Origin of the sequence: Nesterenkonia sp. Act20 (assembly GCF_019173455.1) — a bacterium.
Classification (GTDB): domain Bacteria; phylum Actinomycetota; class Actinomycetes; order Actinomycetales; family Micrococcaceae; genus Nesterenkonia.
Genome location: NZ_JADPQH010000001.1, coordinates 1,570,900 through 1,596,474, shown reverse-complemented (window position 1 = coordinate 1,596,474; position 25,575 = coordinate 1,570,900). Strand labels below are relative to the sequence as shown.

Here is a 25,575-nt window from a genome sequence, read left to right as displayed (position 1 = left end):
CTTGCACCATGAGGAGCATCCCCATGAAGAGGTCCTTCAAAACCAGCGGCGCATTCGCCATGACCGCAGCCGCAGCACTTGTCCTGTCATCCTGCGGTGAGGCACCCGAGGAAGAGTCCGAGGGCGGTGACGCCGCAGCTTCCGAGGGGACCGACTACAAGGCTTGTGTGGTCTCCGATGAGGGTGGCTGGGACGACCGTTCGTTCAACCAGTCCGCCTATGAGGGACTGCAGATGGCCATCGATGAGCTTGGCATCGATCATGCCGAGGCGCAGTCCACCGCAGAGTCCGAGTACGCGCCCAACGTGGACACTATGGTCCAGCAGGGCTGCGACGTCGTCTTCGGGGTCGGCTTCCTCCTGGAAGAGGGCCTGCGCCTCGCCGCAGAGTCCAATGAGGACACCAACTTCGCGCTGATCGACTCCTACTTCAACGAGGAGGAGCTCGAGGGGGAGCTCACCAACGGCAAACCGCTGGTGTTCAACACCGGTGAAGCTGCTTACCTGGCCGGCTACGTCGCCGCCGCCATGACCGAGACCGGAACGGTCGGCACCTGGGGCGGCGTGCAGATCCCCTCGGTGACCGTGTTCATGGACGGCTATGCCGACGGAGTGGAACGGTACAACGAGGACAACGACGCCGACGTCGAGCTCGTCGGCTGGGACAAGGAAGAGCAGTCGGGAACCTTCTCCGGCGACTTCAGCGACCAAACCCAGGGAGGCGAGGTCACCGAGCAGCTGCTGAGCCAGGACGCCGACATCATCATGCCGGTGGCCGGCAACGCCGGTGTCGGCGCAGGGCCCGTTCTGGAAGATGCCGATGCGAAGATGATCTGGGTCGACTCCGACGGCTATGAGTCCACCGACTTTCCTGACATCATGCTGACCTCGGTGATGAAGGAGATCGGCCAGTCGGTGTACGCCACCATCGAAGAGGGCGTCGCCGGAGAGTTCACAAGCGAGCCGTATGTCGGCACGCTGGAGAACGACGGCGTCGGCCTGGCCCCCTTCCACGATTTCGAGGATGAGGTCCCCTCCGAGGTGCAGGATGCGATCGAGCAGCTTCGCCAGGAGATCATCGACGGCGAGACAGTCGTCGAATCCGAGAACGCCCCTTCCTGACCCAACGCTGAGCTGATTGGTGACACCGCAGAGATGAAGCTTGAGCTGAGAGGGGTCACTAAGCGGTTCGGCTCCTTCACCGCGAACGACCGGATATCACTCACCGTCGAACCGGGCGAGATCCACGCTCTGCTCGGTGAGAACGGGGCCGGCAAGTCCACCCTGATGAACACCATCTACGGGCTCTACGCTCCCGACGAGGGTGAGATTCGACTGGATGATGAGCCGGTCAGCTTCAACGGGCCCGGGGACGCTGTGGCCGCGGGGATCGGCATGGTGCACCAGCACTTCATGCTGATCCCGGTGTTCACCGTCACCGAGTCGGTGGCGCTGGGCTACGAGCCCACCCGTGCCGCCGGCATCATGGATATGAAGCAGGCACGTGAGAAGGTGCTGGAGATTTCGGGCCGCTTCGGCTTCGATGTGGACCCCGATGCCCGCATCGAAGACCTGCCGGTCGGCGCTCAGCAGCGCGTGGAGATCATCAAGGCGCTCTCCCGTGACGCGAAGGTGCTCATCCTCGATGAACCCACTGCGGTGCTGACCCCGCAGGAGACCGATGAGCTGATCACCATCATGGGACAGCTCCGGGATTCCGGGACGTCCATCGTCTTCATCACGCACAAGCTGCGCGAGGTGCGTGCCGTGGCTGATCGCATCACGGTGATCCGACGCGGAGCAGTGGTGGGGGAGACCACTCCTAAGTCCACCGAGACAGAGCTCGCGGGCCTGATGGTGGGCCGCGAAGTCAATCTCACCACCGCCAAAGAGCCCGCCGTGCCCGGAGATGTCAGTTTCTCGGTGCAGGGACTGACCGTGCTCAGCCCGATGGACAAGGTCGTGGTCGACAACGTGGACCTTGAGGTCCGGCGCGGAGAGATCCTCGTCATCGCGGGCGTGGACGGCAACGGCCAGAGCGAACTCGCTCAGGCGATCCTGGGCATCCGCGAACCCGTGGCCGGCCGGATCCTGCTCGATGATCAGGACCTGGCCCCGCTCAGCGTCAAGCAGCGACTGGCTGCAGGATTGGGCTTCGTGCCCGAGGACCGCAGCACCGACGGCGTGATCGGCGCCTTCACCGTCACCGAGAACTATGTGCTGGACATGTATGACACAGCTCCCTATGCCGGCGGCCCCGGAAACGTGGCCCTTCGTCTGCCGGTGATGCGCAAGGCAGCACAGACTCAGGCGGAACGTTTCGACGTGCGCATGGGCAGCGTGGATGCCCCGATCTCCACGCTTTCCGGAGGCAATCAGCAGAAGGTCGTCCTGGCCCGCGAGATGAGCCGGGATCTCCGCCTGTTCGTCGCCAGCCAGCCCACCCGAGGCCTCGACGTCGGCTCCATCGAATTCGTGCACCGCACGGTCATCGAGGAGCGGGACAAGGGCACCCCGTGTGTGATCGTCTCCACCGAGCTTGACGAGGCGCTGAACCTCGCTGACCGGATTGCGGTCATGTACCGCGGGCGGATCGTGGGGATCGTTCCGGTGACCACGAGCCGAGATGTGCTGGGTCTGATGATGGCCGGCGTTCCGTTGGAAGAGGCCAAGCAGCAGGCAGCCACCCACCACACCATGCTGTCCGAGGCCGATGAGATGGCCGAAGCAGAGGAGAACAAGTGACCGATTCAGGGTCCCAGCCGGGGACTTCCCCTGCCCAGACGTCGAAGCAGGAGGGTCCGTGGGCCGAGGCCGAGGGACGTCTCTCGCGTGCCCTCCGCGACCTGGGCCAGACCTCCTGGCTGGTGACGGTGCTTTCCGTGGTCGTCGCGCTGGTGGTCGGAGCCGTGCTGATCCTCGGCGCGAACGAGCAGGTCCAGGGGAGTCTGAGCTATTTCTTCGCTCAGCCCACCGATTTCCTCGAAACCTCCTTCCAAGTGCTGCGTGAGGCGTACTCCTCACTGTTCCGCGGCGCCGTCTTCGACTGGCAGGCCTCCTCGGTGGAACGTGCCATCCGTCCGTTGACCGAGACGATGGTCTACTCCGTGCCGCTGATCCTGGCCGGCCTAGGCATCGCCATCGGCTTTCGGTCCGGAATGCTGAACATCGGTGGACAGGGACAGATCATCCTGGGTGCCACCTCTGCCGGCTTCCTCGGCTACGCCCTCTCGCTGCCGGTCGGGCTGCATGTTCTCCTGGCGCTCGCCGGAGGCATCATCGGCGGCGCGATCTGGGGCGGCATCGCCGGTGTGCTCAAGGCGCGCACCGGGGCCAACGAGGTCATCGTGACCATCATGCTCAACAACATCGCGATCTACCTGCTGGCCTGGCTGCTGAAGCAGGAGTGGTTCAAGCAGACGGGCTCCAACCAGCCGCTCTCCAGCTCGGTGGACGATTCGGCCCAGCTCTTCTCGCTGCTGGGCCCGGGATTCCGGCTCCACGCCGGATTCCTCATCGCTATCCTCGCGACCGTCTTCGTCTGGTGGCTGCTGGAGCGCTCAACGATCGGTTTCGAATTCCGCGCCATCGGGGAGAACCCCGAGGCAGCCCGCACCGCAGGGATCAACGTCACCAAGGCCACTGCCCTGGTCCTGATCGTCGCCGGTGGGCTCGCCGGCCTCGGTGGAGCAGCCCACGTGCTGGGCACCGAGTACCGTATTGCCGGAGGCATCGCGGGCTCGCTCGGCTTTGATGCGATCACCGTAGCGCTGCTCGGGCGTTCCAAGCCCCTGGGTACCTTCCTGGCGGGGCTGTTGCTGGGCGGTCTGCGCGCCGGCGGTGTTCTGATGCAGGCCCAGACGGGGACGCCGATCGACATCGTCCTGGTGCTCCAGGCAGTGATCGTGCTGATGATCGCCGCCCCACCGCTGGTGCGCACGATCTTCTTCCTGCCCCGCGCTGACGGGCGACCGCGGCTGAGGAAGAATCGTCGCCGGGCACAAGCCGGCGGAGCCGACGAGTCAGCTTCGCGCGAGTCCACCCTCGCCACGGCCAGTTCCGGTTCAGCGCCGACTACGACACAGGAGGCGGACAAGTGAGCCAGACCGTTGAGACCACTGCCGTCGCGGCAGAATCGCCGAAGAACAGTCCCACCGGAGTGCGCCCCATCTCCTGGAAGTACCCCATCACCTATGCCATCCTCGCGGTGCTGGGGCTGATCTTCGCGCTGACCAATCCCGCCGGCGGTCGCACGCACTTCAGGATGGCCTCGGCGGGGGACTTCTTCGAGATCCCGATCATCGAGCTGCCCTCTCGTCCCGCGGGATGGGTGCTCGCCGCCGTCCTGCTCGCCCTCGCGGCGTTCGCATTCCGGCAGGCTGCTCGCCGAGCGCGCACAGGTCTTTGGCTGCCACTGCTCTTCGGGGTCCTCTTCGTGCTCGCATTCCTGGTCTGGGCCGGCGCCGACCGCGGTGCGGTGATCCCGCTGGTCACCATGCTCACCGGGGCCCTGGCGCTCTCGGTTCCGCTGATCTTCGGGGCCATGTGCGGCCTGGTCGGTGAGCGCTCCGGCGTCATCAACATCGCCATCGAGGCCCAGCTGCTGGCCGGGGCGTTCCTGGCCGCCGTCGCCGCCTCGGTCTTCACCAACGCCTATATGGGCCTGCTGTTCTCGCCGCTGGCAGGCGCCATGGTCGGTGCCGTGCTGGTCTTCTTCTCGGTGAGGTACCAGGTCAACCAGATCATCGTCGGCGTGGTGCTCAACGTGCTCATCATCGGGCTGACCGGGTTCTTGTTCTCCACTGCGCTATCGGACAACCCGGGCTTGTGGAACACCCGGCAGCAGCTCCCCGAGCTGCCGATTCCGCTGCTCTCCCAGATCCCCGTGCTCGGTCCGGTGCTCTTCGACCAGACCATCCTGGTCTATCTGATGTACGTCCTGGTGGCTGTCCTCAACGTCTTCCTCTTCCGTTCGCGCTGGGGGCTTCGCACCCGCGCCGTGGGAGAGCACCCCAAGGCTGCAGACACGGTGGGCATCAAGGTCAACCGGATGCGCGTCTACAACGTCATCCTCGCCGGGGGCATCGCCGGACTCGGCGGCTCCTTCTTCACCATCGGTCAGGGACTGGCGTTCGGCAAGGAGATGTCGGCGGGAGCTGGTTTCATCGCCCTGGCCGCCATGATCCTCGGACGCTGGAACCCCATCGGCGCTGTGCTCGCCGCCCTGCTGTTCGGGTTCTCCACCTCACTGGGCAACGTGCTTGCAGCCATCGGCACCCCGGTGCCTTCTGAGGCGCTGCTCATGCTGCCCTACGTGATCACCATCTTCGCGGTGGCAGGCTTCGTGGGACGGATCAGGCCCCCGGCTGCGAACGGCACGCCCTATGTGAAGTAGCGCTCCATGTGAAGTAGCGTGGCGGCATGAGAATTGCAGTCACAGGATCAACAGGCAAGCTCGGAAGTGTCGTGGCCCGGGAGCTCCGCGCGGCCGGACACGAGGTTCTCGGTCTCGACGTGGCGGGTGCTCGCGGACCAGGCTTCGTGAAGCTGGACCTGACTGACTACGGCCAGGTCATCGACGCTCTCGGAGGAGTCGGTGATCAGCACGACGGCGTGGATGCCGTGGTGCACCTGGCAGCGGTGCCCGCTCCCGGGATCCGTCCGGACGCCGCCACCTTCCACAACAACATGACCGCCAGCTTCAACGTCTTCTGGGCTGCGATCCGGCTGGGCATCGAGCGCATCGTCTACGCCTCTTCCGAGACCGTGCTCGGTCTGCCCTTCGATACTCCTCCTCCCTATATCCCGGTGGATGAGGAGTATCCCGCCCGCCCCGAGTCGACCTACTCGCTGGTGAAGCACCTCGAGGAGCAGATGGCGATCGAGCTCGTGCGCTGGAACCCGCAGCTCTCCATCACCGCGCTGCGCTTCTCCAACGTCATGAACCCTGAGGACTATGCAGAGTTCCCAGACTTCGACGCCGATGCGATGGCGCGCAAATGGAACCTGTGGGGGTACATCGACGCCCGCGACGGCGCGCAGGCCATCGAACGTGCACTGCAGGTGGCAGGCCCCGGCTTCGAGCGTTACATCATCGCCGCCGCCGACACCGTCATGTCCCGCCCCAATGCCGAGCTCGTCGCCGAGGTCTTCCCCGACGTGCCGCTGAAGGGTGACCTCGGCACCCATGACACGCTGCTCTCCATCGAGAAGGCCCGACGCGAACTCGGCTACGAGCCGCAGCACTCCTGGCGCGAGGCCTGATCACCCACCCGCGGCACGTGGTCCAGACTCGAGCACAGAGAACAGAGACAGGTGGCCCCCGCTCCATCACCGGAGCGGGGGCCACCTGTGTCTCTAGAACCGGCTGATTCAGCCAGCCGGGTCTCAGGACCGCGCAGCAGCTCGCGTCTGCGGATAGCGGATCTCTTCGACCATCTCCTGGACCACCTGGCTCGGCGGGGCGGTCAGCTTGGAGACCACCACGGTGACGATGAAGTTCACCGCAGCACCCACAGCGCCGATCCCCTCGGGGGAGACGTTGAGGATGTGATCGTTCGCGCCGGTGCCGAAGACCTCCAGCGTGTAGATCATGTAGGTCGAGGTGAACACCAGGCCGCTGAGCATGCCTGCTGTCGCTCCGGGGCCGTTCGCCTTCTTCCAGAAGATGCCCAGTATCAGGATCGGGAAGAAGGTGGAGGCGGCGAGTCCGAAGGCGAACGCGACCACCTGGGCCACGAAGGCCGGCGGGTTGATGCCGGCCCAGATGGCCACCAGGATCGCCACGGCCATGGCGATGCGTCCCACCAGCATCTGCTCCTTATCGGTGGCGCCGGTCTTCTTGATGACCCGGAAGTACAGGTCGTGGGAAGCGGCCGAGGAGATGACCAGAAGCAGACCAGCCGCAGTGGACATTGCTGCCGCCATGCCGCCTGCAGCCATCAGGCCGACGATCGGGGCGGGGAGTCCGCCGATCTCCGGGGAGGCCAGGACCAGGATGTCGTTGTTGACGATCAGGTCCGCGCCCGAGGTTGCGATGTTGGACACCGTCTGGATCGTCTCTGCGTCCTCGTTGACCGTCACCAGCCCCGTGGCTCCCCAGGTGTTGATCCAGTTCGGAAGGGTGTCTGGACTCTGCCCCTGGACTCCCTGGAGCAGGTTCAGCTTGGTGAAGGCGCCCACTGCGGGAGCCGTGAGGTAGAGCAGCGAGATGAAGAACAGCGCCCAGAATGCCGAGTAGCGAGCACCGCGGACCGTCTTGGTCGTGTAGAAGCGGATGATCACATGGGGCAGGCCGGCCGTGCCGAGCATCAAGGAGAGCGTCACCAGGAAGACGTCGACCTGGCCGCCGGCGCGTCCGGCGAAGGCTTCGGTGAAGGCGGCCAGTCCGAACTCCGCGCTGAGTGCGTCCAGCTCGCTGAGGATCTGTCCGTAGGAGATCTGCGGAATCGGGATGCCGGTGGTCTGGTAGGCCACGGCGAACGCGGGGATCAGGTAGGCGATGATCAGCACTGTGTACTGCGCCACCTGGGTATAGGTGATGCCCTTCATGCCGCCGAGCACTGCGTAGAAGAAGATGACGACGGCGACCAGCACCACGCCCCACTCGATGGACAGGCCGAGGAATCGACTGAACACGATGCCGCCGCCAGCCATCTGACCGACGACGTAGGTGAAGGAGACGACGATCGCGCAGATCGCGGCGACCAGGCGCACGGACTCCGAATAGCGGTCCCCGACGAACTCGGGAACCGTGAACTTGCCCCATTTCCGCAGGTAGGGGGCCAGCAGCAGTGCAAGCAGAACGTAGCCGCCGGTCCAGCCCATGAGGTAGACCGAGCCGTCCGATCCCAGGAACGCGATCAGGCCCGCCATTCCGATGAAGCTCGCAGCACTCATCCAGTCGGCCGCGATGGCCGCGCCGTTGGCGAGTGTGGGCACGCCCTGAGAGGCGACGTAGAACTCCTTGGTCTCCTTCACCCGAGAGCGCCACGCGATGATGATGTAGATCCCGAAGGTCAGGATGATGAAGAAGAAGGTCCAGAACTGTGTCTCAGTCACTTGTAGCCTCCTTCGTCATTGCGCTCGGCTACACCGAACTCGTCGTCGATCTTGTCCATCCACAGCGCGTAGACGAGGATCAGGATCAGGAACGTGTAGACGGACCCCTGCTGCGCGAACCACAGGCCCAGCGGGAAGCCGAGGATGACGATGTTGTTCAGCGGCTCGATCAGCAGGATGCCGAAGCCGAAGGAGACGGTGAACCATACCGCCAGAAGCACGAGCATCAGCCGCAGGTTCTTCTTCCAGTAGCGCTGCCGCCAGCTGATGTCCTCCGCTTCGGGCGGTACGCCGGAGTTTCCCTCATGTGCCACATCGGACATGGGAGTCTCCCTTCTTGTCTGTGCGAGGCGATTCACCCGCACGGGATGCGCGGGGCCATGTCTAAGCCACTCAAAATGTGAAACAGATCACAAGGGCAATGTCCCTCAGTGGTGCATCTGTGTTTGCCAACGGCAGATATTCGTCGACGAGCGGAGAATCAGCTCCGGGGAGCCGCTCGGCAGCTGAAAGCCGCCGCTCAGCGCCGCATATCGGCCGCTGGCTGGATTTTCGGTGGAGGATTGCTGCTGTGTCCTCGATCACATCTAGGATGACCGCATGACCACGACTGCTGACAAGGGCATCTACGGCGGCATCTCTGCCCGCCTCAAGGCTGGACGCGCCACCGGCTGGGGAGTGTTCCATCCCGGCAGCCGTGCCATGATCCTGGGCGGGTTGATGCTGATCGTCTCGGCGTTCCTGCCCTGGGTCTATCTGCCCTTCATGGAGCAGGTCACCGGTGAGACCTATGCTCTGCGGGGCACGGACGGTCCTGGTGTGATCACGCTCGCAGTGGGCTTCCTCGCCTTCGCCGGAGCGTTCGTCCCCCGGCGCCGGCTCGCCATAGCCCACGCGGTCATCCCTGGCCTGCTCGTCGCGGCCATCGTGCTGCTCCAGGCCTGGAACATCGTGGCATTCTCGGCCCAGGCCGACGCCTGGGGCGGGCTGCTGCCCGGCATGGGACTCGTGCTCGCGGGTGGCGGAGCCGTCGTGCTGATCAAGTCCGCATGGAACATGTACCGCACGTGGATGCCCGCCTGAACCGAAGCGAGAACTAGGTGACGCTTCCCGAGGTCGGCGCGTCCTCTGACCGAGAGGTGCGCGACACTCCCGCCGAGGTCGACGCCGCCTTCCGTGCCCAGCGTGCCATTGCGCTGGCCTACTTCTTCCTGTTCCTCATCCTCGTCGCCGCGTTTCCGCTGCTGACCCTGACCCTGCAGTGGTGGACCGGAGCGCGTGTGCTCGGCGGACTCAGTCCCGGCTTCGTGGCTGCGGCCGGTGGGCTCTACCTGATCTTTGCGGTCGTCGGCATAGCCGCCGCCAGGCTCAGCGCCTCCGTCGAAGCGCGCATGCTCGGAGGGCAGCAGGAGCTGGACGACCCCGAGATCTCAGCCGAGGAGGTGTCCCGGTGACCTCCACGGCGGTGGTCACCCTGGCAGCTGTCCTGGTGATCGTACTCGGGGTGTCTTTCCTCAGCCGCCCCCGCGGTCCGTCCACTGTGGACTTCTACCTCGCCGGCCAGCGCGTGGGGGTGATGACCAACTCCTGGGCCATCTGCGGGGACTATCTCTCGGCCGCCTCTTTCCTCGGGGTTGCCGCAGCCGTCTATGTCTCGGGTCTGGACGGTGCCTGGTACGCAGTGGGCTTCGCGGCAGGCTTCGTGCCAGTGCTGCTGCTGATCGCCGCACCGCTGCGCCGGTTCGGAGAATTCTCGCTGGCTGACTTCCTCGGGCGTCGAATGGAGTCGGCCCCGGTCCGGCTGGCCTCGGTGGGGGTGGTCCAGCTGGTCATCCTCTGTTACCTCGTCCCGCAGTCCGTGGGCGGGGGGATCACCTGGGAGCTGCTCGTCGGACAGGGACTGCTCGGACTGTCCCCCTATGCGACCGGGGTGCTGCTCTCCACGGCTGTGGTCGCCGTCGTCGTCGCCTTCGGCGGGATGCGCGGGACCACCTGGAACCAGGCGGTCCAATTTCTGCTGCTCTTCGCCGCGCTGGTGTGGCTGGCCGTGGTGGTGACCGCGGACGGTTTCCGCTACGGCGACGCGGTGCACAGTCTCAGCCAGGCGCCGCTGGCCAACCCCACGCTGGATGGGCCTGCAGGTCAGGAGTGGGTGCTGACGGAGGAGACGAACCAGATGCATCCCGGAGAGCCCGCGCTCTTCGGCGAACCTGGAGCGCGCTACGGCCCGCTGGGGCAGGTGGCGCTGGTGGTGACCCTGGGACTCGGCACGGCAGGACTGCCGCATGTGATGAACCGATACTTCACCTCGCCCACGGGCAAGGCGGCCCGCACCACCACGGTCTGGGTGCTGATGCTGATCGGCGCCTTCTATGCCATGGCGATCATGCTCGGCACCGCCGCGCGGGACATCATCCCCGATGCCGTCGCCGGTCGGCCCTGGCTGGAGGAGCTCACCATCAACGGCGTGCTGCATACTCCGGAACACGCGCTGCCGGTGCTGGGGCGCATCTACGGGGAGCAGTCTGGACTGGGCCTGATCGCCGCCGCCGCGCTGATCGCCGCCATGTCCACCGTCGCCGGGCTGCTGCTCGCCTCGGCAGCGACTTGGGGGCACGACGTCTATGAGCGCCACATCAATCCCAAGGCCACTCAGCGTCAGGCTGTCTGGGCAGGGCGGATCACCACTCTGCTCGGAGCCGCCCTCGCGGCAGGCCTGGCCATCGCGCTGCGGCCCGAGGCCTTCGCCCCGGCCATGCCCTCGCTGGTCGCCACCATGGTGACCTGGGCCTTCGCCGTGGCGGGGTCGGCTCTGACGCCGGTGCTCGTGCTGGCCATCTGGTGGCACAGGACGACGGCGGCCGGGGCTCTGGCTGGTCTGCTCACCGGCGCGGGACTTTCGGTGAGCATGTTCCTCACTGCGGGCCTGATCGAGGTCACCTGGCTGCGCGAGCTGCTCGCCGCGCCCACCCTGGTGGTGGCCCCGATCACCGTGGCGGTCGTGGTGCTGGTCTCGCTGCGCACCAGCGCGCCGGCCGGCGTGCAGGCACACTGGGTGCAGATGCATGGGACCGCCGCGGATCGCCGGGCGGAACGCATGGCCCGACTGACGCGAGGGGGAGTGGATGCGCGGTAGCGCGATACTGGCTGCGGCTGTGACGCTGATCTGGGTGCTGGTCTACGTGGGCACCCAGGTCCTGGCCGATCCGGCGCTGCCCATGGTCCCCACCCTGGGGCTCGGGCTGTTCCTGACCATTGGAGCGGTGCTGGGATATCCCTCCGCCCTGCGCGGAGCCACCGGGCGGCGTCGACAGCGCCCGGTCTCCCCGCGTGAGGTGGAGGTCAGCCGGGGGGTGCGAGATCTCGCCGCCGCAGGACGTTCCATGCCGCTGCGTGCAGGCCTCACTCCGGAGGCCGCACGGCGCACCTGCGAGCTGCTGCGCCCGATGCTCTCCGGTGACGCGGTCTCGATCACGGACCGAGAGCAGATCCTCGCCTATGTCGGCCCCGGGGCGGACCACCACCGTGAAGGCGCGCAGATGCAGACCTCTGCGGCACCTCGCACGATCGCCCGGGGCAAGACCCAGGTGGTCCGTGATCGCGCGTCTGTGGGCTGCCGCACCACCGACTGTGAGGTGACCTCAGCGGTGATCGTCCCGCTGCGTGTGGGCAGTCGCGTGATCGGAACGCTGGGGGTCTACCAGGCCGAGACCGAGATCCCGCCGCGCCGGCTCGTGGAGGATATGGCCGCAATGCTGTCACTGCACCTGGAGCTCGCGGAGCTGGACCGGGAGAAGCAGCTCGCCACGGACGCGCGGTTGAACGCGCTGCGGGCCCAGATCAATCCGCACTTCCTCTTCAACATCCTCAACACCATCGCCTCGAAGGCGCGCACCCGTCCGGACGAGGCGCGTGAGCTGCTGCTGCGGCTCTCCGAGTTCTTCCGCTACGCGGTGCGGCAGGAGGGCCACTACGCGGAGTTCGCGCAGGAGTACTACTTCGTGCGCACCTATGTCTCGCTGGAGCAGGCGCGTTTCGGAGACCGGCTCAAGGTCCGCTATGACATCGACCCGCAGGTGCTCACCACACGGGTGCCGGTGCTGATGATCCAGCCGCTGGTGGAGAATGCGGTCAAACATGGGATCGCCGGCAAGCCGGAAGGGGGCACGGTGCATCTGCGTGCCCGGGTCGACCCGCTGGCCCGCACGACCAGCATCAGGGTCAGTGACGACGGCGTCGGCATGGCCCCAGAGGTGCTGGCCAAGATGGCCGACAGTGCCCAGGAGCTTCGGGGCCTGGAATCGATCCAAGAAGACCCCAGCCACGCCGGTGTAGGGCTGCAGAACATCACCGAACGGCTCAACTCGCTGTTCGGGGACCGTTACGACCTCTCCATCTCCACCCCGCGCTCCGGTGGCACCGTGGTGGAACTGACCATTCCGCTCCGGTGATGCGCATCACAGGGAGCTGAACATCAGCTCTATACTGGGCGGATGCACCCCCGGGCCCTGATTGTCGACGACGAGGCGCCGGCCCGTGAAGAGCTGCGCTTTCTCCTGGAGGAGATCGGCGGTGTCCAGGTGGTCGGCGAGGCCACCAATGGTGAAGAGGCCCTCCTCCTGCTGAACTCGCTGGCCTATGACCTGGTCTTTCTGGATATCCGGATGCCCGGGCTGACCGGTCTTCAGGTCGCGGAGCGGCTGCGCGGGGCGGCGGGTGCCGAGGGGGTCCGCAGCCCCCAGGTCATCTTCACCACAGCCTATCCAGATCATGCCGTGGAGGCCTTCGATCTGGCGGCGGCGGACTACCTGGTCAAACCCTTTTCGGCGGAGCGACTGCAGCGTTCCGTGGAACGGGCGCTCGCGGGGGCGGAACCCGCAGCGAGCCCGGCCTCAGCGGCGTCGTCTGCTCGGTCTGCGCCCGCCGCTGCTGCCCCTGGCGAGACTGCTCCCTTGGGGCGCGCGGCGCAGCATCAGCTCGTGCGGATCCCGGTCCAGAAAGACGGGCGCACCGTGTTGGTGGAGGGCGACGCGATCGTCTACGCCGTCGCAGCACGCGGCTACGCCTCGCTGAAGCTGGCGGATGACCGCGTACTGGTCTCCTTCTCGCTCAATGAGCTCGAGCGAAGGCTGCAGGGTCACTTCTTCCGTGTTCACCGCTCATACCTGGTGAATCTGCGCTACGTCCGTGAACTGGTGCCGGACTTCCGCGGAACCCTGGTGCTGGTGCTCAACGATCGCCAGCGCAGCAGGGTAGAGGTCTCCCGCCGGCATGCGCCGGAGCTGCGAAGACGCCTGGGCCTGTGAACCGCTCTCGCGGCCACCAGGCCAGCTGCCGGCTCAACTGCGCGGGCGGTCCTCGGGCAGGCTCTGCGGCATCGGTTTGGTGGGCTGAACCGCGGGCTGCCGCGCCGGGGCAGATTCCTGTCGCGGCGCCGAGGCAGGCGCCGGAGAAGCAGGATCTCGGTCCAATCCCTTGCGCTGCTCGGTCTCAGCTGCGGACTTCTTCCCGGACCCCTTCGCGGCACTGTGATCCTTGGTCGAATCCTTCCGAGCCGCTGGCGCGCTCTGCCGGCCCCATGCCTTGACGCAGCCGAGCATCACGTAGGCGATCAGCAGCGCCAATGTCAGCAGCCCATGCAGCACCATGTTTGCGGTGGAGCCGGCGGCATCCTGATTGCTGAACGCCAGCACGAACATGCCGGCACTGTGCAGGATGGTCAGCTCCATCAGTCCCGGGTAGGCCCGCGGGCGCCACGCGACCAGCGCGAAGAGACCCGCAAAGACGACCAGCCCGAAGGCGTGCCACGCTTCGGCGAGGAACGTCTCGGGGCCGGACTGCTGAAGCTGGGCCATGGACCAGCCGGCAAATCCAGCGGTGCCCAGGGCTGAGACGATCAGCAGGGTCCGCCCCGTGGCGCGGCGTCGTGATGTGGTGACCTCTGCTGGCATGGTGTTTCCTCTGCGATCGGCGTGGGGCGGATTCCTCCGGTGCTGATCTCAGCTTAAGCCCGCTGACAACTGCTGACCAGTGAGGACAGGCTCGTATGATGCTTGGAGGGGCATCCAGGAGTGTCTGCGACTCATCACATGGAATGAACCTGTCCACTCGGTGGTTCGCAGTTTACGAGAGCACGGATGCTCCCGAACATGCACGGAGTACTAGAAAGGTTTCCATGGCTACTGTTCCCACCATCACACTCAACGACGGCGCTGAGATCCCTCAGCTCGGTTTCGGCGTCTGGCAGGTCCCCGCGGATGATGCCGAGACGGTCGTCGCCGAAGCGCTGAAGGTCGGCTACCGGCACATCGACAACGCTGCCGTCTACGGCAATGAAGAAGGCGTGGGCCGCGCAATCGCCGCATCCGGCGTGCCCCGTGAAGAGCTGTTCATCACGACAAAGGTCTGGGTCAACGACTTCAAGGCGGGCCGGACCCGACAGGCCCTGGAGACCTCGCTGCAGAAGCTGGGTCTGGACTACGTGGATCTGTTCCTGATCCACTGGCCTTCACCCGAGGACGAGGCGTACCTCGACGCCTGGAAGACCATGGAGGAGCTGCAGTCGGAAGGACTGACGCGCAGCATCGGCGTCTCCAACTTCCTTCCGGAGCACCTGGACCGGGTCCTCGAGGCCGGCACCATCGTGCCTGCGATCAACCAGGTGGAGATCCACCCGGCGCTGCAGCAGCGCGAGATCCAGGAGGCCAATGAAAAGCACGGCATCAAGACTCAGGCCTGGAGCCCCTTGGCTCAGGGTGCGGTCTTCGAGGATGAGCCGGTCAAGTCCGCAGCCGAGGCGCACAACGTCTCGCCCGCCCAGGTGGTCATCCGCTGGCACCTGCAGCGTGGACGCATCCTCTTTCCCAAGTCCGTGACTCCGGAGCGCATCGCGTCGAACTTCGACGTCTTCGGCTTCGAGCTCAGCGAGGACGAGCTCTCAGCCATCGATTCCCTGGAGCGGGACGGTCGCACGGGCCCGAACCCGGGCGAGTTCAACCCCTCCTGAATCGGGGAGGGTGACGGTTCGGTCAATGGCCTGAAACAGCGCCGGACCTGAAGCAGCACGAAAAGGAGCAGGGCCCCAGTTCGATGAGAACTGGGGCCCTGCTCCTTTTATGCGACCGAGTCGCTCAACGGGTCAGCGCTGAGTCTTGTCCCCGGTCGTCTTGGGGTCAGTCGGCTCGACGTCGCCGTTGCTGACCGCCTCGTCATAGATCTGTTCGGATTCCCACTGCTGGCCGCTGGCCGATTCAGCGAACTCGGGAGTCTCGAAGACCTCGTCTGCGATCGGGTCGTTGAACGCGGCGTCCTCGTCCCAGCCGATGGTGCCCGTCTCCGGGTTGACCGTGGTGGAATGCGAGGGCACGTCCTGGATGGCGAAGACCATGTCGTCCGAGGCGAACGGAGTGGAGATGCCCGACTCCTTCGAGGTGGGCTTGTCCAGACCGGCCAGGGTCGCCGAGGTGTTGCCCAGGAAGCCCTTCAACGCAGTGCGCTGCCCGCTGAGGATCGAGCGCAGATTGCGATGCACGCCGGGGGCGGAATCTCCGCCGCCCGGTGCACTGCGCGCGGTGTCCACCAGGGCTGCCTTGCTCGCCGTTGGGCGGATCCGCACGTAGCGCGGCATGGTGGCGGTCTCGTAGTTGAACATCCGCACCTGGGCGATCACGGCGAGGACCATCACGATCGAGAGCGGGGCTGCCGCAGCGATCGAGGTGACCTGCAGCACGCGCAGCGCCGCGTCTGCGGCTTCGCCCCCGGCGGCCAGCAGCACGATCGCAGTGATGGCGATGAAGACGGTCCAGAAGACCCGCGTGAGCTTCGGCGTGTCGGTGCGACCGCCATAGGCGAGCACATCGGTGACCAGCGAGCCGGAGTCCCCGGAGGTCACGAAGAAGATCGCGATCACCAGGATCGCCACCACGGCCGTGATGGAGGCCAGCGGCAGCTGCTCGAGCAGAGTGAAGGTGGCCCCCACGGTGTCGATGTTGCCGTCCTGGACCATGACGCCCTCGGTCATCTGGTACCAGATGCCGGAGGAGCCGAAGATGGTGAACCAGAGGAGGCTGACCAGGGTCGGTGCCAGCAGCACGCCCATGACGAACTGACGGATGGTGCGGCCGCGGGAGATCCGCGCGATGAACATGCCCACGAAAGGTGACCAGCTCATCCACCAGCCCCAGTAGTAGATCGTCCAGTCAGCAGACCAGCCAGCCTCATCCCCACCGACGTAGTTTGCGCCGGTCTCGAACATGAGCTGCGGGAAGGCCATGAAGTACTCGCCGAGGTTCCCCACGAAGGACTGCAGCAGGAACAGGGTGGGTCCGGCGATCAGCACGAACAGTGCGAGGAGCGCGGCAATCACCATGTTGAAGTTGGAGAGCCACTTCAGGCCCTTGTTCACGCCGGTGATCACCGAGAAGGTGGCGATGGCCATGATGATCACAATGATCGCGGTGAGCAGCACGGTGTTGGCCGGATCCTCGATCCAGCCCATGAAGCCCAGGCCCGCTGCGATCTGCTGCGTGCCGATGCCCAGCGAGGTGACGATGCCGAAGACGGTGCCGACAATCGCGACCACATCGATGACGTGGCCCACCCAGGACTCGATGAGCTTGCGTCCGAAGATCGGCTCCAGCAGCCAGCGGATGGACAGCGGACGTCCGCGGCGGAAGGTCATATACGCCAGACCAAGTCCGACGACCACGTAGATGGCCCAGGCGTGCAGACCCCAGTGGAAGGCTGCCTGACCCATGGCGGTTCCGGAGAGCGTGGCTTCAGAGGCCGAGACGATCTCGCCGTTGGCATCCATGCCCGTTGAGCCCGTGACATCCGGAGGAGCGATGAAGTGCCACAGCGGCTCGGCCACACCCCAGAAGACGAGTCCGATGCCCATGCCGGCGGCGAAGAGCATGGTAAACCATGAACCGAGCGAGAATTCAGGCTTCTCGTCGTCGCGGCCCAGACGGATGTTGCCGGCCTTGGACAGACCCGCCCACAGTGCAAAGACCACGAAGCCGGTGGCGATCAGGACGTACCACCAGCCGATGGTGTCCACGATGGTGGAGTTCAGGGTCTCGAACGCATCGGCTCCGTTCGCAGATCCCCAGATGGTGGCGAAGATCAGTCCGATGACGATGATGAGCACCGCCGGAATGAAGACGGGTTTGTTCAGGCCGCGCCAGGCATCAGCCGGCGACCAGTCCCGTAGTCGAGCTTCGGGTTCCGAAGCCATGAAGTCCTCCTCAGTCAGGTGAGAGTGTTCTCTAGTTATGTGCAAGGTGATTCACCTCGTGCGCACGCGACTCAGGCCAGACACGCAAAAACGACGCCGACTCTGTTGCCTCACCAGGTGGGTATGGTCCCATCCCGATGTGACAGGCGGCAGAGATCCTGCGTCGTCGTCAGAGGGGTCTTGATGCCTGCGTTCCTGCGCGAGTGAATCGGTAGCGTCCACCTACTATTTACACACCCGATGCGCTTATAATGCAACTGCCGTTCCCCGTATGACACCGCCGGAGCGGTTGTGCAGAGCGGCCAGGCCCAGGCCAGGGGCCTCTCGAATGGCGACTGTCACGCCTTCATAACTGTTTCCCCAAGACCGCTTCTGGGGTTGGCAGGGTGAGGCCACGGCGTTACCGTGTAACCCATGCCCACTGGCCCGATGCACCCTGCGTTCCGTGCCAGGGGAGTATTCAAAGGTGCCACGTCTGCATGCCTGCTGGCCTCGTTGATGGTGGCGGGCTCCGCCTCGGCGCAGGCGTCCACGTCGGAGACGGCAGTCACCGCACAGCTCCCGGGCTACCCGACTCCAGGCCAGCCAGCGTCTCCTTCCGCCGAAGAGCGGCCCTCCACGACCGTGGAGAAGGATGAGAGCGACATCCGAGTGGCGACGCTCCACGCGGGACTGAGGGCCGAGTCCTCTGCTGAACTCCTGGACGAGCTTCAGGGGGGAATGCATCCTGCGGCGCGGGTGCTCGCGGAGACCGTGCAGGCCAACGCCCCGGATGTCCTGGTGCTCACCGGCATCAGCTACGACGAGAATGAGCAGATTGCGGAGACCCTGAACAGTCAGTACCTCGCCCGCGGCCAGAACGGGCAGACGGGCATGCAGTACTCCTACACCTACACGGCTCCCACGAACTCGGGGATCGATTCAGGTGCCGACCTCGACGGTGACGGCCGCGTGGGCGGGCCTTCCGACGCGATCGGCTACGGGAATCATCCCGGGGAGCGCGGAATGGCAGTGTTCTCGGCCCACCCCATCGTCCAGGACGAGGTTCGCACCTTCCAGGAGTTCCTCTGGGAGGACATGCCCAAGAATTCGATCCCCGAAGGACAGTTCTCCGACCTCGAGAAGTCCGTGCTGCGACTTCCCAGCACCAGCATGTGGGACATCCCCATCGAGGTCCCAGGCGAAGCCGGACATGTCCACGTGGTCGCCACCGATCTCAACAGCTCACTACGGTCCGCGCGCCCCGACGAGGCGCGCAACCAGGACCAGCGTCGTATGGTCGCCGATTTCGTCTCCGGCTCAGCCTGGTATCTCTACGACGACGACGGCGCCCGCGGTGGTCTCGGGGCAGAGGAATCCTTCGTGATCGCCGGCAGCCTGGCCGACGAGCAGGAGCTGATGACTTCGCCAGCTGACAGGGTCCCCGAGCTTTCCACTCTGCTCAAGAGCGAAGTGCTGCAGGACCCAGCCCCGGAAGCCGTGACGGATGAGCCGCTTCCAGAGCGCGACGAGGCCGCGGATCCGAAGGCTACGCAGGGACTGAGCAACGGTGAAGCGGTGCGATCTTCTTACGTGCTTCCCGCCACCGCCCTCGAGGTGGATGGTACGGGAGTCTTCTGGCCCGCAGAGGGCGAGTTCGGTTTCGACCTGGTGGACCCGGCGGAGTCGGCTTCGCCGTCGGGCCGGTTGGTCTGGCTCGACATCGCCACCAGCTGAGCCGCTCACCTCGCAGTCAGGGTGAAGCTCTAGACTGAAGCCATGGCACCGACAAAACGGACGCTCATGCGCACTGCAGCCACCGGTTTCTTCGTCCAGCGGACGGTGTCCGCGGTCAAGGATCACGCCTTCGATGACCGCGGGAGTCTGACCCCCCGCGCCGAGAGCATGTTGACCCGGGCGGTCACCGTCCAGCGTCCGATCGTGCTGGCCAATCTGCGCAGGCTGCGGAAGGCCCATCCAGACTTCTCCAACCGGCAGCTCGCAGCTCAGCTGGAGCGTGAGTTCGTGCGCGGACTGACCGGCGGCGGCGCGCTCATCGGAGCCACGGCGGCGGTTCCTGCGGTGGGCACGCTGACCTCGTTGGGCCTCTCCGCGGCGGCGACAGGCACCTTCCTCGAAGCCTGCGCCCTGTATGCCCAGTCCATGGCAGAGCTGTCCGGGATCAGCACCGAGGACCCGGAACGGGCGAAGCTGCTCGTCATGGGCGTGATGCTCGGAGATCAGGGCCGCAAGCTGCTCAGTGAGCTCTCACAGCAGGCCGGCGGCAAGGGGGCCGGACCCTTCGCCTCACTGGTCCCGATGAACTCATCGTCCAGCTCCCCAGGGATGACCGGTGTGCTGGTCAACCAGATCAAGCGGCAGTTCGTCCGCCGGTTCTTCATCCGCCAGGGCACCTCCATGGTGGGCCGTGCGATTCCCTTCGGGATCGGGGCCGTCGTCGGTGGGGCCGCCAATCACAGCCTCGCGCGTCAGATCGTGAAGTCTGCTCATCTGACCTTCGGCGATCTCCCCGAGCACACGCCGGAGTCCCTGCTGCACGACATGAGGCGCGCCAAGGAACGTGAGCGACAGCGCGCCGAGCGCCGGCAGCGGCGGGGGCGCAAACGCGAGATCCTTGCCCAGCGCGGGGCGGCTGGACGGAACGGCGGGAGCGCCACGCCAGAGCTCACAGCGGAGAAGAGCTCCGAGACGCCCGCCAAGACCGCCGGGCGCTGAGGCACCTACCGGCGACGAACCCTCAGTCACACGATGTTCATCTGCTCTTCTCCAGCGACGCCGCGAGATGGACGTGTCCCCTTGTCTCCCGAGGCGCAGAATGACCCTGTGACCACTGATCTTGCGCAGCCCCACGATCTTCCCAGCGCGTTGCCTGTGGCGCCCCCGGTCGGTCGGAGTTCACGACACCACGGTCTGTTCTCCCCGGCAGACGCTCCTCATGTGAGACCTGGGCCCGAGTCCCGGCAGGCGATCATCTTCGCCCATCGCGGCTCATCGGGCCTCTTCCCCGAGCACAGTCGGGCCGCCTATCAGCGTGCCATCGAAGAGGGTGCAGACGGGCTGGAGATCGACCTGCACCTGACCGCCGACGGGGAGCCGGTCTGCTTCCATGACGCGACCGTGGACCGCACCAGCAACGGCACTGGAGCCGTTGCCGAGCTGAGCCTGGCCGAGCTGCGGTCCATGGACGTGACCAGCTGGAAGACCCCCCGTCTGCCGGCGGAGTATGGGGCTCGCCACCAGCAGCTGATGACGCTGTCCGACGTGCTGGAGATGCTTCTCGACGCCGGGCGCGACATCAGTCTCGCCATCGAGTTCAAGCATCCGTCCCCGTATGGCGATCGACTTGAGACCAAAGTGCTGCGCACCCTCCTGCGCTTCGGGTGGGATCCCGAGACCTCCGTGATCCCCTCCGAAGATGCCGCCGCGCACTCGGTGACGGTCTCGTTCATGAGCTTCTACCCGGGATCGCTGCTCTACCTCACGGAGATGGTGGCTCCGGACAAGCTGTGCGCCCTGATGAGCGATGTCACCGAGGCCCAGGTGCGCACACGGCTGCGTGGGGTGCCGATGGCCTTCGCCGTTCGGCCCGTGGTGGCCGCAGTGATGCGCGGGAACCAGCGAGATTCAGAGGCCCTGGTGTGGAAGGGACGCGCCGGCATCGCCGGTCCGGGGCTCGCCTACCTGAGGAAGCATCGGGCCGAGGTGAAGGCGTGGCTCGCGCGGGGGACACGTCTGCGGGTCTGGACCGTGGATGATCCGCAGGACGCCCGATTCCTGCTGGACCTCGGCGTTCAGGAGATCACCACGAACTACCCCGCCCGGCTGCTGGAGGCCGTGACGCCGGCTCGCTGAAGCACGGGTGGATGTCTCAGCGGGTACGTGAGCGATATCATGGGCGCAAGCTGACCGCCTACGGCCTTCAGGAGCTCGCCATGACTGATCCACGAATCCACGAACCAGATGAGGCTGCCCCGGGGAGGAAGTCCCGCGGCGTCGTCGTCGGGGTCGACGGCTCCGAGCAGTCTCTGCGCGCCGCGCACTGGGCGGCCGCCGAGGCGCATCGCCGGATGCTTCCGCTGACGGTGGTCACCGCCTATTCGATCCCCGCCTTCGCTGCCTCGTCCATGGATGGCGGGTATGCCCTGATGGACGACTCAGCGCTCCGGCAGGGGTCTGAAAAGGTCATCGAACAAGCGGCCGAGTTCCTGCGGGACTACCCCGGTGAGGTCCACTATGAGGTGGAATCGGGCGATCCCGCGGGAGTCCTGCTGGACTACTCTCACGAGGCCGTCGTGCTGGTCGTCGGCAGCAGGGGGCGGGGAGGCTTTCTCGGCCGCCTGCTCGGCTCGGTCTCCTCCGCGCTGCCGGCCCACGCCAAGTGTCCGACCGTCCTGGTGCCGCTGAAGTTCTCCGCCAAAGAGTCCAACGCGGTCACGACGTCTACCGGTGCGATCCCGATCGTCTCGGCATCGCAGCGTCCGGGCGCGGCTGCGCCGGAGTCCGTCATCGCAGAGGGCGCCCACCCCATCCGCTCCAAGGACGCGCGTCCGGTCGCGGCAGGCGTGGACGGTTCAGACTTTGGTCGCGTCGCGGCATTGGTGGCGGCGCGGGAGGCGAGTGAACGGGGGACCAGCCTGCGCATCGTCTGCGCGCTGCCCCCCGTGGGCGCCACGCTGGTGTGGATCCCGACCAACATCGACAACGACGCTGCGCTCAAGGAGCTCCGCGAGAAGCTCGAGGCGGGGAAGCGATGGCTGCACAGCCACTATCCGGAGCTGCAGATCGACGCCGAGGTCATCGACGGCACTGCGGTCGATGTCCTGGTGCAGGAGACCCGCGGCGCGCAGCTCACGGTGATCGGCACGCGCGGCCGTGGCGGATTCGCAGGGATGCTGCTGGGATCTACCTCCCAGGGCGTCCTGCACCACGCGGAGGGGCCGCTGATGGTGGTTCCCGATCACGAAGACGCCCGACTCGGCAACCGCGGCGAGTTCGGACCCGTGCTGGGCGGATGAGTCTGCGGAGCGGCCAGGCCGAAGACTGAGGGATCGACCTCGGCTGAACAACCCCAGAGACCAGAAGAAGAGGGCTCCCGGTGTCCGACGCCGGGAGCCCTCTTCTGTTCAGATCATCTCAGCGCCCTACCGCGAGCGCGAGAATCCAGTGAGAGGTTATTCAGTTGTGGGTCTTCTTGATCAGACGACTCGGCGAACTGCCGAGGGTGTCTGATAGAGCGAACGGACGGTGAGTCCGCGGGAGGGGTTCGAGGCGTCGACCATCTGCCCGTTGCCGAGGTAGATGCCCACATGCCCCGGAGCGCTCGCGCTGCCGAAGAAGACGAGGTCGCCGCGGCGCATGTCACCGCGGGAGACTGCCTGCCCCTCGTTGACCTGGGTGTAGGTGGTTCGGCTGAGGCCGACCCCGGCCTGGGCGAAGGCCTGCTGCACGAGCGAGGAGCAGTCGAAGGCGTTCGGCCCGTTGGCACCCAACACGTAGCTGACGTCGCTGCGGTTGGCCTGTGACACCGCCCAGTTGATCGCGATCTCGGCAGCGTTCGAGTTGCTGCTGGCCGGGACCACATTTGCGGACTGGGGCTGGCTCTGCGACTGAGTCGGAGCAGGAGCCTCACGACGCTCCGGCTCTGGCTCTGGCTCCGGCTCGGGCTCTGGTTCGGGTTCCGGCTCGACCTGGTCGCGCAGGTAGTCGACGTGCCAACGAAGCTGGGTCCAGGAGGCGTTGCCATCGGCATTCGTCAGCGAACCGTTGCTCAACACGGCCCGGTAGTAGTCCTGCGCTCCGCCGCTGAAGCCGGACTCAAGCTCGGCGCCCTGACGCATCAGAGTCTGCATGCTGGTGCTGAGGTCGCCGAAGGACGCGATGACGGGCTCTGGCTCTGGCTCGGGTTCCGGTTCGGGTTCCGGTTCGGGCTCTGGCTCGGGCTCAGGCTCAGGTTCTGGCTCGGGCTCAGGTTCTGGCTCTGCTTGGTCGCGCAGGTATTCCACGTGCCCACGAAGCTGGGTCCAGGAGGCGTTGCCGTCGGCGTTGGTCAGCGACTCGTTGCTGAGCACCGTCCGGTAGTAGTCCTCGGCGCTTCCGCTGGACTCAAGCTCGGCACCCTGGCGCAGCAGCGTCTGCATGCTGGTGCTGAGATCACCGAAGGAGGTGATGACCGGCTCCGGCGCGGATTGTGGTTCCTCGGAAGGTGCGGCTTCCCCATCCGCACCTTCCGAGGAAGTCTCTTCGGCTTCGGCCGCGGCTGCCTCTTCGGCAGCCTCCGCCTCGGCGGCGGCAGCGGCATCAGCTTCAGCCTGCTCTGCTGCGGCAGCTTCTGCTTGAGCGGCCTCAGCTTCAGCAGCCTCTTCAGCTGCGGCTGCCTCCTCGGCGGCTTCGGCGGCCGCTGCTGCTTCTTCCTCAGCTTCCGCTTCGTCAGCTTCCTCTGCCTCGGCGGCTGCGGCAGCCTCTGCCTCTGCCTCTGCCTCGGCGGTGGCCTCAGCTTCTTCATCCTCGGCGGGAGCCTCTTCGGCATCCTCATCCGTGACCTGAGCCTGCTCTGCATCGGCGCGAAGGGCGGTGATGCGGTAGGTCAGCTCCTCGTTGTCGACCTGACCGTCCTCGTCGACGAAGTCCGCGTTTCCGAGGACGTTCTCGAAGAAGGACTGCAGATCGCCCTCCCAGCCCTCGAGCTCCATGAGCGTCTTCAGAAGGTCCTGGAGGTTCTCACCCACCTGCTCGACGTCGGTGCGTGTCGCTTCGGTGGCGCGTTCGGCATTCTCGCGGGCCTCGGCGGCGCTGGTGGAGTTCTGTCGAGCCTGCTCGGCGAGGCTCTCCGCCTCCTGAGCGGCCTGTTCGGCAGAGACCGCGTCCAGTTCAGCCTGGTCTTCCAGCTGGGTGTCGGTCGCGGCGTCGGCCAGGCTGTCCTCTTCGGTGAGCAGGACCTCCGCGGCGGAGGTATCAGGCTCCTGGTACTCTTCGGCGGCAGCGGCCTGTGACTCTTCAGCTGCGGCGCGGGCCTCATCGGCGGCGGCTGCGGCTTCATCGGCCTCGACCTGGGACTGCACAGCGGCCTGGTGCTGCTCCTGCATGGCCGCTTCCAGTTCCAGCGCTCGCTGGCTGGCCTGGGAGATGCGATCGGCGATCTCGTCGATCATCTGCTCGGTGGCCTGGGAGGAGTCCCGGGCGGTAGAGATCTCTTTGGCGGAGGGAACGGCAGGGAGCTCGGTCAGGGCGACCGAGTCGGAGGCATTGTTGTCATTTTGTTCGACAGAATTGGCGGCACGGTCTGCCACCAGATCGGGGAGTGTTGTCCCGACCAAGGCTGTCGTCACGACGGCGGCAGTAACTGCGGCCACCGCAAGATTGCGACGGTATTTCACGGTAGATCCTCACTTAGTCCTCACTGGGGCAGCGCCGCAGCCCTTCTCAGGGGGCCGGCCGAAACGCGGGTGCCTCAGCTCCTGAGCCCACATGGCCAGGCGGTACTTGGGAGGAAAGTCTGGGAAACCCTCATCCATCAGGTGATCGCCGTGCGGTGCTAGCCATGTGATTCAGAGGCCGAAGCGGAACTATGGGAACCGCGATTCGAGCCTTTTGGCGCTACGCCGGCAACGATAGTTGTGAATTTGTCATCTTGGCAACAGGTCGTGTCGTTTCTGTGATCAAGCTGTGAACGCTACTTCCGCGTCATCCCGGGGATGCAGAGGCGAAAGCTGCTTGTCTGAACCTTCAAGTAGGTTGAAGGTTGAAGCTTCCGAGACATTGGAATCACTCTGTGCTAAGGCCATTTGATACACAAACTTGATAGCGCAATTGGCTCAGCGTTCTGGCGGCACTCAGCCCCAACCGAGGCGATGCAGCGTCTGGTCATCGATGCCGAAGAAGTGTGCGACTTCGTGGATCACGGTGATCGTGACCTGGGTGATGACCTCATCTCTGCTGTGACACATCTGCAGAATGGGTTCCTTATATAACGTGATGCGATCCGGCATGGACCAACCTTCGCCGCCGCGTTCGGTCAGCGGGATTCCTTCGTAGAGTCCCAGCAGCACGGTGGAAGGGTCCTCCCAGGGCTCAGGCGCGTACGTGTCCTCCACGAAGATGGCGACGTTGTCCAGCTGATCGGCCAGATCTGGAGGGATCAGATCCAGGGCCTCAGTGGTGGCGGAGTCGAACTCCTCGTCGCTCATCTGAAAAACCATGGGGCCAGTGTAAGGATCCCGCTCGTCGGGCGGTGCTGCCCAGCGCCGGATTTGCTCTGCGGGAGCTGTTCGACCTAAACTTTTA

Annotated in this window: 21 protein-coding genes; 15 read left to right on the top strand and 6 right to left on the bottom strand. The window is 65.7% G+C overall.

The features are described from left to right. Positions 1 to 23 precede the first annotated feature (23 nt). From IY716_RS07325 to IY716_RS07305, 5 genes are read left to right on the top strand one after another with little or no spacing between them, the layout of a single operon-like run. Positions 24 to 1,121, top strand: a complete 1,098-nt coding sequence (locus tag IY716_RS07325; protein WP_218220909.1) for a BMP family protein — start codon at positions 24 to 26, stop codon at positions 1,119 to 1,121. Between the two features lie 33 nt (positions 1,122 to 1,154). Then, positions 1,155 to 2,744, top strand: coding sequence for an ABC transporter ATP-binding protein (locus IY716_RS07320; RefSeq protein WP_218220908.1), 1,590 nt, complete (start codon positions 1,155 to 1,157; stop codon positions 2,742 to 2,744). Beyond that, on the top strand, positions 2,741 to 4,099 hold the full coding sequence (locus tag IY716_RS07315; protein WP_218220907.1) for an ABC transporter permease: 1,359 nt from the start codon (positions 2,741 to 2,743) through the stop codon (positions 4,097 to 4,099). The genes IY716_RS07320 and IY716_RS07315 overlap by 4 nt, the downstream gene beginning before the upstream one ends. Then, positions 4,096 to 5,394, top strand: a complete 1,299-nt coding sequence (locus IY716_RS07310) for an ABC transporter permease (protein WP_218220906.1) — start codon at positions 4,096 to 4,098, stop codon at positions 5,392 to 5,394. The genes IY716_RS07315 and IY716_RS07310 overlap by 4 nt, the downstream gene beginning before the upstream one ends. A gap of 26 nt (positions 5,395 to 5,420) precedes the next feature. After that, on the top strand, positions 5,421 to 6,263 hold the full coding sequence (locus tag IY716_RS07305; protein WP_218220905.1) for an NAD(P)-dependent oxidoreductase: 843 nt from the start codon (positions 5,421 to 5,423) through the stop codon (positions 6,261 to 6,263). 123 nt (positions 6,264 to 6,386) lie between these two features. Here IY716_RS07305 and IY716_RS07300 read toward each other — a convergent pair whose 3' ends face one another. Both IY716_RS07300 and IY716_RS07295 read right to left on the bottom strand, forming a co-directional pair. Next, complete coding sequence (locus IY716_RS07300) at positions 6,387 to 8,060, bottom strand: sodium:solute symporter family protein (RefSeq protein WP_218220904.1); 1,674 nt, start codon at positions 8,058 to 8,060, stop codon at positions 6,387 to 6,389. Continuing rightward, positions 8,057 to 8,383: a DUF4212 domain-containing protein gene (locus IY716_RS07295; protein WP_192591493.1), complete on the bottom strand. Its 327-nt coding sequence runs from the start codon at positions 8,381 to 8,383 to the stop codon at positions 8,057 to 8,059. The genes IY716_RS07300 and IY716_RS07295 overlap by 4 nt, the downstream gene beginning before the upstream one ends. Before the next feature lie 277 nt (positions 8,384 to 8,660). On the opposite strand from IY716_RS07295, the gene IY716_RS07290 reads away from it, so the two are divergent. From IY716_RS07290 to IY716_RS07270, 5 genes are read left to right on the top strand one after another with little or no spacing between them, the layout of a single operon-like run. Continuing rightward, complete coding sequence (locus IY716_RS07290; RefSeq protein WP_218220903.1) at positions 8,661 to 9,143, top strand: hypothetical protein; 483 nt, start codon at positions 8,661 to 8,663, stop codon at positions 9,141 to 9,143. A 17-nt stretch (positions 9,144 to 9,160) separates the two neighbouring features. Then, positions 9,161 to 9,514: a hypothetical protein gene (locus IY716_RS07285; RefSeq protein ID WP_218220902.1), complete on the top strand. Its 354-nt coding sequence runs from the start codon at positions 9,161 to 9,163 to the stop codon at positions 9,512 to 9,514. Continuing rightward, positions 9,511 to 11,196: a cation acetate symporter gene (locus IY716_RS07280; protein WP_218220901.1), complete on the top strand. Its 1,686-nt coding sequence runs from the start codon at positions 9,511 to 9,513 to the stop codon at positions 11,194 to 11,196. The genes IY716_RS07285 and IY716_RS07280 overlap by 4 nt, the downstream gene beginning before the upstream one ends. A gap of 19 nt (positions 11,197 to 11,215) precedes the next feature. Next, positions 11,216 to 12,511 carry a histidine kinase gene (locus IY716_RS07275; protein WP_369699620.1) on the top strand — a complete coding sequence of 432 codons (1,296 nt, stop codon included), beginning with the start codon at positions 11,216 to 11,218 and terminating at the stop codon, positions 12,509 to 12,511. A gap of 42 nt (positions 12,512 to 12,553) precedes the next feature. Next, positions 12,554 to 13,366 (top strand): LytTR family DNA-binding domain-containing protein, encoded by an 813-nt coding sequence (locus tag IY716_RS07270; protein WP_218220899.1) that lies wholly within the window; start codon positions 12,554 to 12,556, stop codon positions 13,364 to 13,366. 33 nt (positions 13,367 to 13,399) lie between these two features. Here IY716_RS07270 and IY716_RS07265 read toward each other — a convergent pair whose 3' ends face one another. After that, positions 13,400 to 14,011 carry a hypothetical protein gene (locus IY716_RS07265; protein ID WP_218220898.1) on the bottom strand — a complete coding sequence of 204 codons (612 nt, stop codon included), beginning with the start codon at positions 14,009 to 14,011 and terminating at the stop codon, positions 13,400 to 13,402. Between the two features lie 224 nt (positions 14,012 to 14,235). On the opposite strand from IY716_RS07265, the gene IY716_RS07260 reads away from it, so the two are divergent. Then, a complete protein-coding gene (locus IY716_RS07260) occupies positions 14,236 to 15,066 on the top strand; it encodes an aldo/keto reductase (protein ID WP_218220897.1) in 831 nt (276 codons plus the stop codon). A gap of 132 nt (positions 15,067 to 15,198) precedes the next feature. Here IY716_RS07260 and IY716_RS07255 read toward each other — a convergent pair whose 3' ends face one another. Then, on the bottom strand, positions 15,199 to 17,295 hold the full coding sequence (locus tag IY716_RS07255) for a BCCT family transporter (RefSeq protein WP_218220896.1): 2,097 nt from the start codon (positions 17,293 to 17,295) through the stop codon (positions 15,199 to 15,201). A 414-nt stretch (positions 17,296 to 17,709) separates the two neighbouring features. Between IY716_RS07255 and IY716_RS07250 the strand changes: the two genes are divergently transcribed. The 4 genes from IY716_RS07250 to IY716_RS07235 all read left to right on the top strand — a co-directional run bounded on the left by IY716_RS07250 (position 17,710) and on the right by IY716_RS07235 (position 22,310). Continuing rightward, positions 17,710 to 19,011: an endonuclease/exonuclease/phosphatase family protein gene (locus IY716_RS07250; protein ID WP_218220895.1), complete on the top strand. Its 1,302-nt coding sequence runs from the start codon at positions 17,710 to 17,712 to the stop codon at positions 19,009 to 19,011. 42 nt (positions 19,012 to 19,053) lie between these two features. Next, on the top strand, positions 19,054 to 20,010 hold the full coding sequence (locus IY716_RS07245; protein ID WP_218220894.1) for an EcsC family protein: 957 nt from the start codon (positions 19,054 to 19,056) through the stop codon (positions 20,008 to 20,010). Positions 20,011 to 20,118: 108 nt separating this feature from the next. Next, complete coding sequence (locus tag IY716_RS07240) at positions 20,119 to 21,147, top strand: glycerophosphodiester phosphodiesterase (protein ID WP_369699619.1); 1,029 nt, start codon at positions 20,119 to 20,121, stop codon at positions 21,145 to 21,147. 80 nt (positions 21,148 to 21,227) lie between these two features. Further along, complete coding sequence (locus tag IY716_RS07235) at positions 21,228 to 22,310, top strand: universal stress protein (RefSeq protein WP_218220892.1); 1,083 nt, start codon at positions 21,228 to 21,230, stop codon at positions 22,308 to 22,310. Between the two features lie 180 nt (positions 22,311 to 22,490). Here the strand turns inward: IY716_RS07235 and IY716_RS14025 are convergent, their stop codons facing one another. Next, positions 22,491 to 24,668, bottom strand: a complete 2,178-nt coding sequence (locus tag IY716_RS14025; RefSeq protein WP_218220891.1) for a C40 family peptidase — start codon at positions 24,666 to 24,668, stop codon at positions 22,491 to 22,493. A gap of 456 nt (positions 24,669 to 25,124) precedes the next feature. Continuing rightward, positions 25,125 to 25,490 carry a metallopeptidase family protein gene (locus IY716_RS07225; RefSeq protein WP_218220890.1) on the bottom strand — a complete coding sequence of 122 codons (366 nt, stop codon included), beginning with the start codon at positions 25,488 to 25,490 and terminating at the stop codon, positions 25,125 to 25,127. Positions 25,491 to 25,575 lie beyond the last annotated feature (85 nt).